Genomic DNA, 18,205 nt, shown 5'->3' with positions numbered 1-18,205 from the left:
CAACGACCGTGACTGGGAAAAACAGAAGCTAGAAGCGAGAGGCTAGAAGCTAGAAAAACCTCGCCTGTAGAAATCTCGCTTCTCACTTCTAGATTCTAGCTTCTTGATGTTTTGGTCGATGGTCAATTGTCCATGGTCGAAGTTATTGTTGTAGCTAGCTTTTCAGAGGTTCCTTAAAACAAAATTTATTTCCATATCCCACTCGCATCAGGAGGAGTTGTAGGCAATCGCTAGTCCCTTTACTTTTCACCCCAAAAACGGTATGTCGGTATAATGAGCTGGAAACGACTATCTGCCTGCATTTGCCATTTTTTTGACCAAGGGATAGCCCCGATTCGCATAATACCAAATTGAGAAAGAGCCCAGATGCGCATTCATACAAAAAAGCATAGAATAATCAAGGGTTAAGATGCTGCAATCCGCCCTGTTTTAGGGTGGCATCGATTTTGCTTTATTCGACGTATGGAGTTTAACTCAGGAGGCTGATATGAAAAAGATATTTCTGGGAATGATGGCGATCACGATCGTCCTGTCATTTGCCGCCTGTCACGATCGTATCAACGGCCTGTTCCTTGGTAGCGCAGATGAGGTGGGTGAAGTAAGTGAGGTAGGTGAAGCAGGTGAGGCAGGTTCCCCCGTTACCCCACCGTCACCAGAGCCTGGAAAATATCTCTCTCTCAAAAGCGTTACATTTGGCAGTAGTCGTCATTATGATGGAAACGGCAGAGAAATCCCAAACCCTCATTACAGGGATGTCATAACTTTTAATTACGATGCTAGTGGTAGGCTAATAAAAACTGACCTAAGCCGACTACCAGCGGACCCCCGATCCGGATTGAAAATATCGCAGATGAATTTTACATATTATGATAACGATAGAATAAAGGAGATAGAGAGTTATCTCGAACATTCATTTGAAGATACAAACGGGGATGTGAAAATGATTGAGAAAGGGATAGGGAAGCTAGCGTACAGTTATTATGAAGATGGGAAACTCCATGAGGTTATTTTTAATCATCAAACTCATGGGCCTTACAGAAAAATTTCAGTGACCTACCAGAATGGAGTCGCGACATGGCATTTGTATTACCGCAATAAAGATAACAACTGGGTAGAAATGGGGCCGAGCAAAGGAGGTTCCGATCAAGATTTAATGGGGGCCATAACTGATGGGTGTGGTACGACCAATACCGACACACCAAAAAATTTTTTCGAAAGAACCATCGAGTATAATAGCGAAGGATTTCCTAAAAAAGATTCATACTATAGCTTAGCCAGCGGTGTTCCGCTGTTATTCGGAATACCTAGTAAGATGATATCCGAATACAAATATGATGATGATATGAGGCTCTCAAGTATTTTATCTATCCCTGAACCAGACAATAACCCTACTGCAGACTCGATCAACCGAACTACCTCACACACTATTTTCAATAGATCATCAAAAGATGGGACACTAACTGACAAAACAACCCAGTTAACGGTTAAAACATATGATATCAGTACTGGAGGGATAGACCTCAAGTCTAAATGCAAAATCTTAAAGGTCGTCAAGAGGAATTCGAGCGGCGCAATCCTTGAGGAAGAGCTAACCTCCTTCGATGGTGCCTGTCGTCCATCACCCGATGGCATAAGTGAAAAAAAGACTATAACGTACGAATATACGTATAGTGATGTTGAACCCATAATGCCGCCGATCAATAAGATAAGCACAAGCATGTTCCCTACCACTACGCTCTATGGTGTAGATGAACCAGCTTTGATATTTGGGAGATGGGATGGCCTTACTGAAAGTGTGGACCTTATTAGTTATTGTCAATTGCTAGCTATATCTCAAAAGAGTAACTAATTCGAACTCAGGAGGATGGTATGAAAAAGATATTTCTAGGAATGATGGCGATCACGATGGCCCTGTCGTTTACCGCCTGTCAGGATGGATTAGACAATATAATTTTAGACGGCGTCGGCGGACTAAACCAGTCCTGCCGCGACAGCGACCCACCCTGCGACAGCGATCTCGTCTGTACAGGTGGAGTATGTCTAAGCAGGATAGTGCCTCCACCTCCCCAAAAACACAAAGCTCTGAGCAGGATAGATTACTACACTCTCGACGCATCAAAGAATATATTGCATGGTGCAATTGAGATCTCATACGATGAGGAAGGACGTCTTGTCGCCGCCAAGGAGAGTTTAGGTGAAAGAGGCGATGAAACACTGTCTCCAGTCGAAGGAATAAAGTTTGAGTACGACACAGAGAACAGGCCAGTAACTGTAAGTCACCATGTCGGCCCAGAAGATACTCTCACAAAAAAGGTACTATTGACCTACGGCAGAGAAGGAGTGATTGAGAAAAAAGAAGCACAAGACAGCGAAGGAAAAACTATTACCAAAATAACTTATAGACCGGAATTTACGGAGGCCTCTGAAAATGCGATGGTAAAAAAACTTATTGCGGTTTTCAATTCAGACGAGAAAGCCACGCAGGGGATATCCGGTCATGTACTCCAAGGCAACAGTATAGATGCATTAGCTGTAGTAGACCCTCCTTATATATTCCGCCCCCTACTAGGGACAGGTATTCGTGATAATAATTTAATTGAACTGCGTATTCCAAAGGAGTCATTACTACCCAAACTACCCAACGGGAAAACATCGAGGCCTCAATACCAAGTAGAATCCAGCGACAACCTGTATATTGACAGGACTGTACCAATCGATATTAAACCGCTGACGCCACCGCTAAAGATACCACCTCGAGAACTCCATATGTGCGACATCTGCACCGGAAGCGGCACGCTGACGCCACCGCTAAAGATACCACCTCGAGAACAGTGGGTAGAATTCAGCGACTCAGGGCTTCCGGTTCAATTCGCAGATGGCTACCTTAAGGTAAATGATATAGTCAACGTTATCCACTATGATGAAGAAACCAGACTCTCCAAAATAACAACATTATTAACATCGGACAAAGTTGAAACAGTTCTAGAGGCCGGATATTCCCCTGAAGGGAGGCCAGTCGCCGTATCTGAATGGGATAATAAAAAGAAGTTTCATATCGTACCGACTTTTGATGAACAAGGCGTATTAGTAAAGGAAGACATCAAGGAAAATGAAAATCTTAGCAACCATGAACAGAGGATTTTTCAATACATAGAACTCGATAAAGAACCAATAACACCTCCGATAGCGTGGATACAATCTATAATGGATCATTCATCGACGCTCTATATCGATACTCCCGAGAAGCTATTTGGCAGATGGATGTTCATATCGGTAGAATAGCGATCAAATATCGCACGCAAAAACCCTCCGCCGATGGCGGGGGTTTTTTATTTGCAAGTTACGAGTCACGGTTGTTAATCACGCCTTTTTGCGCGCCATCCTGAATATGAATAGAGCGAGCGCCATGAATATCGCAAAGGAGGCGATCTGGCCTGAAGCCCCCGTCAATTCAAACCCGATCCCCTTCGGCTTTCCGAGGAAGAATGCGTAGAAGGCTATCGCAACTCCCATGATCCCTTCGCCGGCGATGAGGCCGGAGCTAAACAGCAGCCCCTGATCCTTGGCATCTTCGGCGAGGCTCTCCTTCTTGCACCTGATATAATCGACGACCCTTCTGATAACTCCTCCGATAAATACAGGCATCATCGTCGAGAGGGGAAGGTAAATTCCAACTGCGAAGGCCAGAGATTTCAATCCGACGAGCTCGGCCACGAGCGATATCGCCGCACCTATGAATACAAGCCCCCACGGAAGATTTCCCTGTAGAACCCCTTCCACCACCGTCTTCATAAGAGTCGCTTGCGGAGCCGGAAGCTCTGCGGAACCGAACGTAAACGCCTCGCCGAGAAGCCATACCGCTGCGGCGATGAAAAACGCGGAGCATACCGCACCGAAGATTTCCGAAAACTGCTGTTTGGCAGGAGTCGCTCCAATGATATATCCGGTTTTCAGATCCTGCGAAATATCCCCTGCTATGGAAGCGGCCACCGCCACGACCGTTCCGACCGTCAGGGCTGCAGCCTTTGCGGAGTCATCCGTCCAACCGAGAAGAGCAAAGAGAAACGAGGTGCCAAGCAGCGCCACTATCGTCATCCCCGATGTAGGGTTGGATGTAACACCAACCATCCCCACGATGCGGGAACTCACTGTGACGAAGAGAAATGCGAAGGCTGCGATGCATATCGCAGAAAGAATTCTTATAATTATACCTCCTCCGGCACCTATGATATGCGGCATCGCAGCGATAGCTATTATTACGAGAAGAGCGCCGCCGAATACGATTATCATCGGAAGATCGCGGTCGGTTCTAAGCTGACTTTCTCTCAAGCTGCCGCGTTTGGTAAGTTCCGCAAGCCCTACCTTCAGAGATGCGTACATCGTCGGAATAGACTTGAGCACCGTTATTATTCCCGCAAACGCCACCGCCCCCGCGCCGATATATCTGATATATCTCGTCCAGATTTCATCCGGCGACATCTCTATAATAGGTTTCACCATCTCCGGAAAAAATGGGACCGTAAACCCCTCGCCGAACGTGGCAATAAGCGGGATTAGAACGACCCAGGAGAGGAGGCCGCCGGCCACCATCACAGAAGCTATTTTGTAATTAAGGATGAATCCGACGCCAAGAAGCGCGGGCGAGGTCTCAAGCCCTATCACAGCCTTTCGCAAAACGGGGATCGCAACCGAAACATGCGCAGATATCACCTTCAAAAAGCCTAGAATCGCCTTGTAGATAGCGCCGACGCCGAGGCCTAGAAATACGCTCTTGGCATGCGTGCCGCCGGCCTCCGCAGCTATAAGAACCTGTGCTGAAGCTGTTCCTTCCGGATAGGGAAGATTTTCATGCTCCTTGACTATCAAAAACCTGCGAAGCGGAATCATGAAGAGAACTCCGAGGACCCCTCCGAAGAGGGCCAGAGTTCCTATCTGAAAAATAGAGGGTGAAAATCCCCATAGAAACAATGCGGGGATCGTAAAGATGACTCCCGATGCCAGCGAAGATGAGGCCGAACCAGTCGTGTTGACGATGTTAGCCTCGAGTATTCCGGTGTGCCCGAATATCGGTCTCATCATTCGGAAAAATGCCACTGCTATCACCGCAAGAGGGATGGAGGTCGATATGGTAAGCCCGACTCTCAAGCCTAGATACGCATTGGCCGATCCAAAGAGAATCCCTAGGAGAACACCTATAACGATGGATTTGAGGGAAAAATCTTTCAGATGGGTATCTGCCTGAACATAGGGTTTGAATTCCTGCATCGAAATCCTCCTTGATAGATATGTTTATTAAAATTCCGGGGACTGACGTCCAGAAATTTAATAGATGTCGATGGGCTAGCAAAGTCTCAATTTATTAACAATGATAAACATCAATCACCCCTTATCGGTAAATGCATATGGAAGCATCCGACGGCCACCCCATATCGAATTGGAGATCTCAGTTTTAATTTCCTGAATTCAGACTCTGTTAATTGAAACATGAAATGAGCTGGAAACCTTTCGATATTACGTTTCACAGCCTTGTTGAGATTGAAAGTCTCGACTTCGTACAACTCAGCCAAATCTCTATCCAACATGACCTTTTGCTCCCGAATAAAACAGATTTTTCTTTCGATCTTCTCCGGAGCGATCAATGTGGTTTGTGACATATCACCCTCAATTTGATATTCCAAATTGGAATGTCAAGACTGTATATCTTTGATATGTATACACATATCTCTATATGAAACTATTTCAGCGCCCGTTCACAATGCAAGATATTTGGCAGCTGCACCGCCAAGCTGAACCTTAAAATCGGTTATGATGACAGATACAAAAAACATCTTAGAGAACAATGGAATTTATGGATATTAAGACTCCGGGGACACGTACAGATACATGTCCCCGGAATGATCAATCGATATTCAAGATATGGATCAGTGTCCCCATCTTGAAGGAGGTTTCTTGGCACCGCCTGACGGCGAAGCGGTCATATCTTCAACATCAGCAGGGGGTATCGGCGCGTAAGGAGCTGCTGTTGCAGCCGGAGCCTGCATGGTTTGAGAAGCAGCCTGAGCTGATCCCGCACCAGCGCCATAGCGCGACGGAAGATCCTCTATTCTTATGGTTCCCGGAGGAAGGGCCACGGGCTCATCCCATCCGGATGGAAGGTCTGAATGACGGCCGGTATATTGCGCCCCCGAGGATGGAGGGGCGGGGGTTGGAGGCGGAGGCAGGGACGCCGACGACGGGGCTGGCGGCGGAGCGTACATAGGATTTACAGGAGCAGAACGCGTATCCCCTCCCTCGTAGGAAGATCCGCCGGAAGGAGCCAAAGGGGCAACTCTTCCAACCGCACCGGAGACAGAACAGTCGCATGGACACATACACCCTGCATTTTGGGCCAAAAGATTTGCGGGAAATAAAAGCAGATACAGAAGAACGGCGGTCGAAAAGAAAATTATGGATTTCATGATCCCCCCTGTCTTGTTGCCGTTTAGCCTATCATATTCTGAACAAATGACAACCCACTTGGTAAAAACCGTGACTGGTTACTCGTAACTCGTGACGATTGACAATGGACCATAGACCATTGACCAGCTGCGATCGATGGTTTTATTCGATGGCCAATTGTCCATGGCAAGTGGCCGCCGCTCCTTCATCTTATAAAATCACCCACAGCATCGAGCAGCTTTTCGATATCCCCTTCATCGTTGAAGATATTTATAGCGACGCGGATGTTGCCGCCTCTGTAGGACACTAAGATTTTCCTGTTGCTGAGGTATGAGACCAGCTCTTTGCTTTTCTCTCCAACTGAAAAAGATGTGCTAGCAGACCTTTCATCGGGGTCTGCGACTGGAGATACTATCCTCACCGGAAGCTTGGAAAGCCCTCTTATCAGGATGTCGGAAAGGCTAAATATCCTCTCGCGCATCCGACCAAAGTCTATCGAACTCATGTATTCAAAGGCCGCACCGAATGAATTTATGCCCTGAAGATTTGAACTGCCTATATCGAACTGCGCCGCCGAGTCATAAATTTCAGGATGGGCGTTTTTTTCGGTGTATATGAAATCCCCCTCGTCCGGATGAACAGAGAGCCATCCGGCTATCGGAGTCGGAAACCTTTCGCGAAACTTTTCAGAGGTGTAGAATATCGCCCCAACAAGCCCCGCCATCCCCCATTTATGAAGTGACGCGCTCATGGCATCTATGTGCATTCTCTCGACATCTATCGGAAAGATAGGAAACCCCTGCGTAGCATTCACTATGAAGAGAATGTTTCTTTTCTTCAGTTCTGCGCCGAGCTTTGCCAGATCCTGACGAAATCCTGTCGCATATTGAACATATGATGTAACGACCGCCATGGTATCTTCATCGACGAGCGAGAGGATTGATTCGATGGAATACCTGGATGAAACCGGTGAAACATATTTCATCTCGGTTCCGATATATTCAAAAGGGACGGTAGTAGCTGGAAATTCATCGAGCATCGAAACCACATTGTATTTTTTGCAAGCATTGTTTTTCAGCGACAAGGCTATCATCGACATCGAGAGGGAGGTATTCTGCATGAACGCCATATCGCCAGGCTTTGCGTTGATGAGCTTGCCTACGCCTGCGTAAAGTTCGCGTTTCTTTGCGATATCCTCCTGCCAACCGACGTCGCCATGCTGATTCAATTTACGATATTCCGAAACCATGCGCTCGAAAACAGGAGTCGGGATGGGAGACATTCCGGCACTGACAAAATAGACGACATTTTCAGCGGCGGGAAAATCTTTTCTGATCTTTTTCCAGTCCGTCATGTCAGTTCCTATTTCTGATCGCCGATTCAAAATCGTTCAGGGCCTTCTCTGAAAGAGGATGCTCAGCCAAAGCGCCGAGCACATCCGCCGATGCAGTAATGTCATGCGCTCCGGCAGCCATCGCCTCAGAGCATTCCGCGGAACTTTTGAGGCTCGCAGCCAATATCCTGAGATCCAGTGAAGACCTGTCGATTGCATTTCGCATCGACTCTATCGCTGATATTCCATCGACCGGAGATAAGGGATCGCCTGCAGCATGAAATTTAGAGATCCGGCTTACATAAACTGCTACGTGCTTAGCACCTGCGGCGGCCGCGGCAATAAGCTGTGCATCACTGTAAACCGCAGTCATGCAGCAATCGACCTTGTCAGATATTTTTGATGCGAGCTTGAAATACGCCGGCGAAGCCGGAAGTTTTATTATGACCTGCCCTCTGGATATCATGGCTATCTCCATAGCCGCCGACTCGAAATCGCGCTCTTCCGTCGTATCGATCTGGTAATACACCGGTCCCCGACAGATATCGCATATATCCGAGAGCGCTTTTCTCCATTGAAGCGGCTGCTTTGCCATGAGAAGTGGATTCGTAGTCACTCCGGCGACGTATCCCATTTCAAGAGCCCTGATCACTTCCGACTTAATCGCTGAGTCTATAAATATTGACATCTCCTGCTCCTTTTTTTCCGTGGAACACGTTGGCATATGTTCCATATTCAATCGTCACCGTCGTTACCGGATCCCCGCGGTACTAGGCAGGAATCTCATTCCAAGCGTTATCCTTAATCCTTGCATCTCAATCCTTAACTCTGCATTCAAAATTCTATGCCTTCTCGCGCATCGACGCCGATGGCGTAGTAGTGCTTGACCTCGCGCATCTCCGTGACAAGATCCGCACGCTCCTTAAGCTCATCAGGAGCACCGCGACCTGTAAGTACGATTTCTACATTTTCAGGTTTCATATCCAAAACGGCAAACAGATCACGCAGCGATATGAGTCCGAAATCGACGGCGACATTTATCTCGTCGAGGATAATCATGTCTGCCGAAGACTTTAATATAGCATCCCGTGCAATCGAAAAACCATTTTGCGCTGCAGCGATGTCGCCCGGATCAGGGTTTTTCTTATCGACAAAATTTTTACGGCCAGCTTGATCGACCCTAAAAAGATTTTTATGAGCCCGTGCAAGAGTCGCCTCTGCAGAGCCCGGATCATTTTTCATAAATTGAATCATGTGAACCGAAAGTCCTCGCGCCACCGCCCTCATCGCGAGCCCCAAGGCCGCGGTGGACTTGCCCTTGCCGTCCCCGGTGTATAACTGAATGTACCCTTTAGAAAGAGCCATCACAACCCCCTGTGTAAATATTCATACTCGAGAAATAAAAACCATTTGGATCATCATAAAATTTAAGACTTTGGCTGTTCCTTTATCATCTCGATCAGCTTCGGAATGACTTTGAAGATGTCGCCCACTATCGACAGGTCGGCCACATCATGAATAGGAGCGTTGCGATCTTTGTTTATGGCGATTATGAATTTTGAACCGCCCATCCCGGATATGTGCTGGATCGCTCCTGAAATGCCGCAAGCTACGTAGATATCAGGATGCGTCGAATGCCCCGTCTGCCCGACCTGATGCTCGTGGGAAATCCAGCCTGAATCGACAGCCGCGCGCGATGCGCCGAGCCTAGCCCCGATCAAAGAAGCGAGCTCCTTTAGGATTTCAAAACCCTCTACCCCTTTCATGCCGCGCCCGCCCGACACGACTATCTTTGCAGATTCAAGCCCTGCCTCTACAACATCCTTTCTGGTTATATCCAGTATGCGGCTCATGACATTGACCGGTGAAATTTTTGCGTCGAAAAATTCTATCTTTCCGACGCGCTTATACTTTTTCGCAGCTGACAAAGGCATCGCCCCGGGCCTGACGGTAGCCATCTGCGGTCTGTGCTTTGGACATACTATGGTGGCCATGACATTTCCACCAAATGCCGGGCGCGTCTGAAGGAGCAACCCCTCCTCCGTGTCAAAATCAAGCGCCGTACAATCGGCGGTAAGCCCTGTGACAAGCCTATTCGCCACTCTAGGAGCAAGATCGCGCCCCAAGGGAGTCGCTCCAAACAGCAGGATATCCGGGAGGGTGGACCTCGCCATCGCGGATACCGCTGACGCGTAGCATCCGGTTTCGTACGTATCGAATAGCGGATCTTTCGCTACGATAACCCTGTCGGCGCCGGCCTCTGCCAGCTCCGATGCCAAATCGGCATTACGAAAACAGGGGAAAAAAGCGACTATTTCACGAGGGGACTTTGAAGCGATCTCCGTCGCTTTCGAAATCAGCTCGAGGACAACCCTGCTTATTCCGCAGGATGAAGCCTCAACAAATATGGCTATGGGAGCCGCGGCTCCGCAAACATCCTTCCGCATCTGCTGGTTCATAAAATCTTCCTCTCCAGCAAGGCCGAAAAAATTTTGCCGGCCAATTCCGAGGGGGAACCGTCACACACCCTCCCCTCTCTTCCAAGTCGCGGAGAAAACATTTTTTTCACTCTGGTGGGAGAGCCGGAAAGGCCTATCATTGAAGGATCGGCGCCAACATCTGCCGCGTTCCAAACCTCTATTTTTTCGGACCCGCACGCCCCAGCGATACCTGAAATGCTGGCATACCGCGGAAAATTCGCATTTTTGGTGACGGTCACAAGCGCGGGGAGGTCAAACTGAAGCCTTCTTATGACATCTCCAAAGTCCGATGACGCTATTGCAAAACCATCGTGCAGCTCAAGCTTCTCAACGCACGTCGCCTGAGGAATCCCCAGAAATTCGGAGAGCTGCGGCCCTGTCTGTGCGGTATCTCCGTCGATAGCCTGCCTGCCGCACAAAATCAGGTCAAACGGGGCAAGTTTTTTAACGGCGCATGAAAGCGAATAGGCCGTCGCCCAGGTGTCGGCTCCGGCGAATTTTTTATCGCAGAGTAAAATTCCCCTGTCAGCCCCTATCGCCATCGCCTCGCAAAGCGCACGCCTGGCCTGAGTGGGCCCCATTGAAAGAGCCACAACTTCGGCTCCGACTGATTCGCGCAGGCAAAGGGCCAGCTCGAGGGCGTTTTTATCCTCCGGGTTGATGACAGAGGGGAGCCCCTCCCTGATGATAGTCCCGCTTACGGGATCCACCCTCACATCATTTGATGAAGGAACCTGCTTTATAGTAACTATTATGCGCACGGACAATGACATCGCAGGAAGAGGAGACGAAATCAAGCAGTCACTGCTTAAAAATTTCCTTAACCAAAATTATCGCGATGAAGATCAGCGAAATCCCGAATATTCTTTTAAGCGTATTTTTTGAGATATGGAGCATCAGTTTTGCGCCTGCTATCGAACCGATTATAATGCCGGGCAGAAGCCCGATCGCTGGCAGAACGACCCAGCCTCCCGCAACGATATGACCGATAAGGCCGCCAACGGCCGTTATGCCGACCATCAGTGCGCTGGTACCTATGGCGATATCGACGGGAACCGCAAAGAGGATAGCGAGCATCGGCACGGTGACCATCCCTCCACCTATGCCTACCAAGCCGCTGGCTGCACCGGCAGCGAAGGAAAGCGGAAAAGCCGCAAGCAGATTTATATAATATTCCTCGCTGCCAAGCCTTCGCTTCCAGATGAAAACACCGTTTTTTGCTAGGCTCCTGCGCGGCTTCAAAAAGGAACTTACCATCATCGACAAGCCGGACAAAAATACAACCGCGGCAAGAATTGCAGTAAGTTCTCTCCCGGAAATATTCCCGGCAAAATACCCACCGAGGAAACCTCCGGCGAAGTTAAAGGTCACCAATACCATGGCGAGTTTCCAATCTATCTTGCCGCTGCGCCCGTATATCAGAGTCGCCCCTGTTGAGAGCACCGCTATAAACAGAAGGCTGTTGGCCGCAGAGCCGTGTATCGGGTAGCCGAAAAAAACCTGCACGGGCGTGTTCAGAGAACCGCCGCCTATGCCCAGCATAGACGCCAGCGCGGCAACGATTGATAGAGAGATCGCCATGGCTATGTAGGATGCAGCGGTCATGCAAATTCGGCTTATATCGCCAAAGCGTCCTTTTTGCCATAGCAAATGAGCTGAATGGAAATAGAAAAGTTCTCACCCACCGCTCTCAGTCTAGCGCTCGGTGCGCTCCTAGGCTTTCTCCTCAACCGGATAATAAACGCGATAAGGCACGAGGCAGAGTGGGCTTTGCTGTAATAATATATAGCCAGGAGCAAAACCGGAGAACTCCAAAAAGCGTAAGAAGTTCATAGGCTGTCGCAAATCGCCAAAAGCAATTGCATATAATGGCGCTTTCGTGTAAGTACCGGCCCGATGACCAAATAACGGAGGTTAAAATGGCTCACAAAGTCAGTGATGAATGTATCAACTGCGGCGCGTGCGACCCGGTATGTCCGGTTGAAGCAATCAGCGAACAGGACGACAGGAGGGTAATCGACCCTGAAAAATGCACTGACTGCGGCGCCTGCCTCGACCAATGCCCGGTTGATGCCATCAAAGCGGCTGAATGACCGTTGAAAAATCAGCTTCGATACTGCGCCAAAAATTGTGCTATTCCAGTCATGAGCATCTGTACTGATATGGTGGCCAGTATCATTCCCATCAGCCTTTCCATGGCCGCCAATCCGCGCCCGCCGAGAAACCTGTTAAACACCGACGACGCCGACAAGATCACCGTGGAAATCGCCCACGCTCCGCAAACCGCGACCAGCCATTTTCCCCACATCTGAGGTTCTTTCGCGGTAAAAAGCAAAACCGTAGCGATGGCCGAAGGTCCGGCTATGAGTGGAATGGCCAACGGAACTATGAAGGGCTCCTCGTTATCATCCGAAACGACGTTTTCTACAGGGAATATCATCCTTATTGCTATCAGGAATAATATGACTCCACCTGCGATTCCAAGTGATGGCTCATCGATATAAAGCGTCGTCAGTATCTGCTTCCCGAAAAAGAGAAAAAAGATCAGCACTAAGAGGGCTATGAGTGATTCCCTGAGTATTATCCTAACCCTCTTTCGTTTGGGGACCTTGCTGAGCGCAGAGATGAAGAGCGGGATATTCCCCAGAGGATCGAGAACGAGCAGTAAAAGTATAGTCGCGGACAGTATGGTCATGATCCCTCCATAGGCCGGCAGATGATAGCACGTTTGACGATCTCTTTCAAAATGCTATCGCAGCGGCGGCGTATCTATGATAAAACCGATTCCGGAGCAAAAAAGAAACGAGGTGTCTAAATGGAGATGGGGAACGTATGGATAGCCTTCGGACTGACGCTGTTCGCCGGACTCGCAACAGGCATAGGAAGCCTGATCGCCTTTATAAGCAAGGGCGTTAACAAAAAATTTCTCGCCATCACCCTCGGTTTCTCCGCAGGCGTCATGATCTACATCTCACTGGTCGAAATCTTCTCCAAGGCGAGGGAGAGCCTCTCCGCCGAAATGGGAGAAAAAACAGGATACTGGCTGACCGTTGCATCTTTTTTTGCAGGGATGTTCCTGATAGCCATAATAGACAAGCTGATCCCCAGCGAAGAAAATCCCCACGAAGTTCAAAAAATCAGCATGATGGAAAATTCCGGCGCAAAAAATGAGTTCAACAAGCTGCATCGCGCAGGAATACTCATGGCGCTTGCGATAGCCATCCACAATTTTCCCGAAGGGCTTGCCACTTTCATAGCTGCTCTGGAAAATCCGACGATAGGCATAGCTATAGCGATAGCCATCGCCATACACAATATCCCGGAGGGGATATCCGTCTCAGTCCCGATATATTACGCAACCGGCAAGAGATCCAAGGCATTCGTCTATTCCTTTCTATCGGGACTTGCCGAACCTCTCGGGGCCCTCATAGGATACACTATCCTCAGGCCTTTCATGAGCCAGTCGATCTTCGGGATCACCTTCGCCGGAGTCGCAGGCATAATGGTGTTTATATCGGTGGACGAGCTGCTCCCTGCGGCGCGAGAGTACGGCGAACATCACCTGTCGATTTACGGACTCATCGTCGGAATGATGGTAATGGCAACGAGCCTTCTTGTGCTTGCGTGATTTACACGACTCCATTAGAATGTCGCAGTAGTTAAACTAAGGGGGGGGGATATGGCCTACGAATGCAATCAGGAAAGCTCCTATGAATTCGGCGACCTCACTAAGGCGGTCCACAACAGCTGGAAATGGTTTCTCTCCGTCGGCGTGCTGCTCATAATCTTGGGAATCATCGCCATATCCGCGCCTCTGGCGGCTGCAATAGCCATCGAGATTTTACTCGGATGGATATTCGTGGGCAGCGGAATTATCAGAGCCATCCATCTTTATCAGGAACGGAAGGCAAGTGGGTTTCTTTCCAAAATAGTAGGGGCGCTTCTCTATCTGGCAGCAGGGGGCATTCTCCTTCTTTTTCCAGTTCGGGGAGTCGCCACGCTTACGCTGATTCTTGCGATATTTTTCATCCTCAGCGGAGTTCTCAGAATAGTCACCTCCCTTGAGCTGAGATCGCTGCCAAATTGGGGGTGGATACTTTTAAGCGGATCGCTGGCTATATTGCTGGGAATAATGATCTGGACGAGGTGGCCCTCATCATCGGCGTGGGCAATAGGCCTCATGGTGGGAATAGATTTTCTCTTCGGAGGGCTCTCTCTGGTGATGTGCGCTATTGCGATGAAAAAGTTCTAGCGGATATATCATCGATCACGACATCTAAAACAGTGACGCCAAGATCCCTCTGGGGTTTGTCTTTGAAGATCAGAGCCCCATCGCCTCCCTGCGCCAAAAAGCTGTTGGTCGCTACATCGTATCGCGCCTTCATATTTAGAGGGGCTCCCCCAATCCTGATATCTAGAGATGTCCCGTCTTTGGAATACTCGAGGTTGTCCCAAACAAAGCTCTTCTGCTGTTTCCTATTAATCTCATCCGACCCGGCCACCAGTCCGGCAATTTCTGCGCCGGTAACCGAGCTTACCACCACAACCGTATTGCCGAAGGGAAGGGCCTCGAAAAGATCTTTTTTTCTAACCTTGCCGGCGGGAATATCGCGTCTCACACCTCCCGTGTTCATGAGACCTATCGTAGAACCGGCAACCTCCCTAATCGCCCTGGCTGCAAGGAGGGCCAGGTCTTCCGAACCGGGGGCGCTTTCAACGCTGCGCACAAGCGGCTTGTCGATTTTTCCAACTTTTTCATTTCCGTATTTTTTGACCTCTGCAAAATACCTATGAAGAGCCTTTTTCATCCTGCGCGACTTAGCGATAGATTTGTCGATTACATATAACTTAGTATCGTATGAGATGACTTTCCCGTCCTCGACATCGATATCCACTCTGCCGAGATATTTCCCTTTGGCGGGAGTCTGACAGATGGGAATGGAGGAAGATGCAGCACAGTATTCCTCCGCCCCGACATGATCATGGCCGCCTATGACGGCCTCCAAACCTTTCACCTCGCGGGCGAGACGGTGATCCGATGCCACGCCCACATGGGTAAGCGCGATCTGGATATCGCTTTTAGGAGCGATCTTCGTCATCTGTTTTTTGGCCGTGGAGAGCTCATCCAAAAAGACTAACCCTTCAAGGTTAGAAGGCAAAGCGAGGTTTTTGGTGTCCTCGGATGTAATTCCGAAGACCCCGGCAAAACAGCCATCGTCGAATTCGAATATCGAATTCTCCAAAACGACTGGCTTTCCTGTTTTTTTCAGAACAACATTTGCGGAAAGAACCGGAAACTCGGCAGCCGCAGCATTATTGATAAGCGGCTCCTGGCCAAAATCAAATTCGTGATTGCCGAGAACCATAGCATCGGCATCGAGCCTGTTTAAAAATTCGAATTCGGCCTCTCCTTTGAAATGAGCAGATATCATCGTTCCGGATATGATATCGCCGCCATTTAATAGCAGAGTCCCCCTGCCCTCTTCGATATTTTCAGCACGGATTTTATCCACGAGAGTTGCAATGCGCGCTGCGCCGCCAAGGTCATCATCCTCGGGCTCCAGATAGCCGTGCATATCGTTGAAATGTAAAATGGTCAGCTTGCATACCTTGGCATGGGAAACTGCCGAAAAAAACAGGGTCCCCAAGGTTGCCACAATCATCGTGATTTTTCTCATTTTTTTCTCCAACTCTGACATGGGGCAGATTAAACCGCATTCCTCTGTAAAGATATTCTCCATGTTCAGCGAAATGGCAAGTAGCTTCAAAAAAAATTCCGGCGGGACAGATTGATAATTGATTTTTGTCCGGCATGACTGCATAGTCCGCGCCTAAAAAAGGGGGGACTATGCACAAACCTTTCGTACCGGAAGAAAGCTCAATGCCTGAGTTGACCTTCAAATCACTCTTTCTGGGAATAATCATGGCTGTAGTGCTCGGCGCCGCCAACGCCTATCTTGGCCTAAAGGCCGGAATGACCATCGCTGCAGCATTCCCAGCCGCAGTAATAGCCATCGCCGCCTTCCGCCTCCCTTTCATGAAAGGGAGCGTCCTTGAACAGAACATCGCAAGGACCACCGCGTCTGTGGGAGAGGCCCTTGTGGCCGGGGCGATCTTCACGCTTCCAGCCTTTGTCATGGTTAACGTTGGCGGCGAAAGGCTTTGGACATCATTCAACTACTGGGAAAGTTCCATGATGCTTCTGGTAGGCGGCGTCATGGGAATACTGTTCGTGATCCTGCTCCGCAAAACCTTGGTGGTCGATGCAGAGCTTCCCTTCCCCGAAGGTTACGCATGCTATGAGATAGTACGCGCCGGACAAAAGGGCGAAAGCGGCGCCAAGTACGTCTTCGGCGCAATGGGGCTCGGCATATTCATAGAATTTTTGAAAAACTCCACCGGATTCGGAATCATCAAAGAGGTTAAAGATATAGTCGTTTACTTCCCGCAGTCGGTGATTCATCACTACAACTCGGCCAAGGAATCACTCGCCGACATAACTCACGGAGGAGGGTTGGCCCTCAGCACTCCTCTTTCATCCCCCGCCCTGCTTTCGGTCGGTTACATAATAGGGCCGAGGTATTCTGCGATCAACTTCTCTGGAGGGATCTTCGCATGGCTAGTTTTCATACCTCTCGCTATCTTCCTCAATCCAGACCTCGCCACTGACCTTGCTGTCAATGGCGTGGCACCTAAGATATCGGAGATCGCCTACACCGTGTGGAAAAATCAGGTTCAGCCAATAGCCGTGGGGGCAATGCTGGTAGGGTCGATCGCTACGCTATGGGGGCTAAGAAAATCACTCGCAGCCAGTTTCAAAGGAATATTCAGCAGGCGCGAGTATAAAGAGGAGGGTCAGAAAAAATCCCGTTTGGAGAGGGACCTCAATCTAAAGGTTATATTCATCTCCGCGATAGTTCTCGTGATACCCATGACATTCCTCTATCACTATTTCACAAAAAGCATCCACGGAGCGATAGTCGCAGCTGTTATAATGCTGATAACCGGATTTCTCTTCTCGGCCGTAGGAGGATGGCTCGTCGGCCTCGTAGGAAATTCCAATCAACCAGTATCAGGGCTCACTCTTTCTACCCTTATAATAGCTGCTGTGATAATGCTCTTCATGGGGATAAAAGGAATACCTGGCATCGCTGCCGTTCTGGCAATTGCCGCAGTGGTCTGCTGCGCGGCATGCCTATCGGGGGACATGATACAGGATCTCAAAGTTGGCCAGTTGATAGGCGGAACCCCATGGAAGATGGAAGTGGCCGAAATAATATCCACGGTCATCGTGGCCTTCGTCCTGGTATTGCCGATTACGATACTTCACCAGGGAAATATCGCAGCCGGAGGAATAGGGATAGGAGACGTCAAACTGCCCGCTCCTCAGGCAGGGCTCATGGCGCAGCTCGCCACCGGAATCGTCGGAGGTCAGATGCCGTGGGGTCTCATTGCCATAGGAATGTGCCTCTCGATAGGTCTATTGATGATCAGCGCTCCGGCGCCGATGCTTATCGCAGTCGGAATGTATCTGCCATTTGAAACCACCTTTGCAATTTTTGTAGGCGGAGTTATCAAATTCATACTCGACAAGATGACGAAGAATGTCGACTCCCCGGAAAAGAGAGAGCGGATCGATAACACAGGGATATTGATTGCATCCGGCTTCATAGCCGGAGAAGCGCTTACCGGGGTTCTGCTGGCGGGGCTCGTAGTTCTCGGAATCACATCGCTTGGCGGGACGCTGCTCGGACCTCTGGCAGATACCATCTACAACTCATTGGGAGGATGGCTGTCGATTCTCGTCTTCGCGGTCGTGGGATACTTGCTGATATTCGTGCCAAAGAAAAAGGCGCGGTAATTTTTGACTGCGGTTGTAACGGGATTCCCGCCTGCCCCGCAGTAGCGGCGGCTTAAAGCGTGCGGGAATGACAGCGAGCGAGGTTGTCATCCC

The 18,205-nt window shown here is 49.3% G+C and carries 16 protein-coding genes and 1 pseudogene; 6 read left to right on the top strand and 11 right to left on the bottom strand.

The window, feature by feature from the left end:
• The first annotated feature begins 487 nt into the window (after positions 1-487).
• Together GX659_01815 and GX659_01810 are read left to right on the top strand one after the other, a co-directional pair.
• Positions 488-1,849, top strand: coding sequence for a hypothetical protein (locus GX659_01815; GenBank protein NLD27527.1), 1,362 nt, complete (start codon positions 488-490; stop codon positions 1,847-1,849).
• 20 nt (positions 1,850-1,869) lie between these two features.
• Positions 1,870-3,282 carry a hypothetical protein gene (locus GX659_01810; protein NLD27526.1) on the top strand — a complete coding sequence of 471 codons (1,413 nt, stop codon included), beginning with the start codon at positions 1,870-1,872 and terminating at the stop codon, positions 3,280-3,282.
• Between the two features lie 78 nt (positions 3,283-3,360).
• Here GX659_01810 and GX659_01805 read toward each other — a convergent pair whose 3' ends face one another.
• The 9 genes and pseudogenes from GX659_01805 to GX659_01765 form a co-directional block, all read right to left on the bottom strand.
• Positions 3,361-5,265 carry an oligopeptide transporter, OPT family gene (locus GX659_01805; GenBank protein NLD27525.1) on the bottom strand — a complete coding sequence of 635 codons (1,905 nt, stop codon included), beginning with the start codon at positions 5,263-5,265 and terminating at the stop codon, positions 3,361-3,363.
• 114 nt (positions 5,266-5,379) lie between these two features.
• Positions 5,380-5,654: pseudogene (locus GX659_01800) on the bottom strand (ORF6N domain-containing protein).
• Between the two features lie 267 nt (positions 5,655-5,921).
• Positions 5,922-6,458 carry a hypothetical protein gene (locus GX659_01795; GenBank protein NLD27524.1) on the bottom strand — a complete coding sequence of 179 codons (537 nt, stop codon included), beginning with the start codon at positions 6,456-6,458 and terminating at the stop codon, positions 5,922-5,924.
• Positions 6,459-6,643: 185 nt separating this feature from the next.
• Positions 6,644-7,792, bottom strand: coding sequence for an aminotransferase class V-fold PLP-dependent enzyme (locus GX659_01790; GenBank protein ID NLD27523.1), 1,149 nt, complete (start codon positions 7,790-7,792; stop codon positions 6,644-6,646).
• Position 7,793: 1 nt separating this feature from the next.
• On the bottom strand, positions 7,794-8,459 hold the full coding sequence (locus GX659_01785) for a hypothetical protein (protein ID NLD27522.1): 666 nt from the start codon (positions 8,457-8,459) through the stop codon (positions 7,794-7,796).
• A 146-nt stretch (positions 8,460-8,605) separates the two neighbouring features.
• A complete protein-coding gene (locus GX659_01780) occupies positions 8,606-9,136 on the bottom strand; it encodes a cob(I)yrinic acid a,c-diamide adenosyltransferase (GenBank protein NLD27521.1) in 531 nt (176 codons plus the stop codon).
• Between the two features lie 62 nt (positions 9,137-9,198).
• Positions 9,199-10,218, bottom strand: a complete 1,020-nt coding sequence (locus GX659_01775) for an electron transfer flavoprotein subunit alpha/FixB family protein (protein NLD27520.1) — start codon at positions 10,216-10,218, stop codon at positions 9,199-9,201.
• 8 nt (positions 10,219-10,226) lie between these two features.
• The gene (locus tag GX659_01770; GenBank protein ID NLD27519.1) at positions 10,227-11,012 is read right to left on the bottom strand and encodes an electron transfer flavoprotein subunit beta/FixA family protein; all 786 of its coding nucleotides are present in this window, start codon (positions 11,010-11,012) and stop codon (positions 10,227-10,229) included.
• 40 nt (positions 11,013-11,052) lie between these two features.
• Positions 11,053-11,856, bottom strand: a complete 804-nt coding sequence (locus GX659_01765) for a sulfite exporter TauE/SafE family protein (GenBank protein ID NLD27518.1) — start codon at positions 11,854-11,856, stop codon at positions 11,053-11,055.
• Between the two features lie 314 nt (positions 11,857-12,170).
• Here GX659_01765 and GX659_01760 point away from each other — a divergent pair, with 314 nt between their 5' ends.
• Complete coding sequence (locus tag GX659_01760; GenBank protein NLD27517.1) at positions 12,171-12,344, top strand: 4Fe-4S binding protein; 174 nt, start codon at positions 12,171-12,173, stop codon at positions 12,342-12,344.
• 11 nt (positions 12,345-12,355) lie between these two features.
• Here GX659_01760 and GX659_01755 read toward each other — a convergent pair whose 3' ends face one another.
• Entirely contained in the window at positions 12,356-12,946 is a 591-nt protein-coding gene (locus GX659_01755) for an NAAT family transporter (protein NLD27516.1), read from the bottom strand.
• A gap of 126 nt (positions 12,947-13,072) precedes the next feature.
• Here GX659_01755 and zupT point away from each other — a divergent pair, with 126 nt between their 5' ends.
• Entirely contained in the window at positions 13,073-13,879 is an 807-nt protein-coding gene (gene zupT / locus GX659_01750) for a zinc transporter ZupT (protein ID NLD27515.1), read from the top strand.
• A 51-nt stretch (positions 13,880-13,930) separates the two neighbouring features.
• Positions 13,931-14,503, top strand: a complete 573-nt coding sequence (locus tag GX659_01745) for an HdeD family acid-resistance protein (protein NLD27514.1) — start codon at positions 13,931-13,933, stop codon at positions 14,501-14,503.
• Here GX659_01745 and GX659_01740 read toward each other — a convergent pair.
• Positions 14,481-15,929 (bottom strand): bifunctional metallophosphatase/5'-nucleotidase, encoded by a 1,449-nt coding sequence (locus GX659_01740; protein NLD27513.1) that lies wholly within the window; start codon positions 15,927-15,929, stop codon positions 14,481-14,483. The two genes, GX659_01745 and GX659_01740, sit on opposite strands and share 23 nt — an antisense overlap.
• Before the next feature lie 170 nt (positions 15,930-16,099).
• On the opposite strand from GX659_01740, the gene GX659_01735 reads away from it, so the two are divergent.
• Entirely contained in the window at positions 16,100-18,112 is a 2,013-nt protein-coding gene (locus GX659_01735) for an oligopeptide transporter, OPT family (protein NLD27512.1), read from the top strand.
• The last annotated feature ends 93 nt before the right edge of the window (positions 18,113-18,205 follow it).

It is taken from the genome of Myxococcales bacterium (assembly GCA_012513515.1).
GTDB lineage: Bacteria > UBA10199 > UBA10199 > 2-02-FULL-44-16 > JAAZCA01 > JAAZCA01.
Note: the sequence above shows the minus strand (reverse complement) of the source record. Positions and strands in the feature narration are given on the sequence as shown.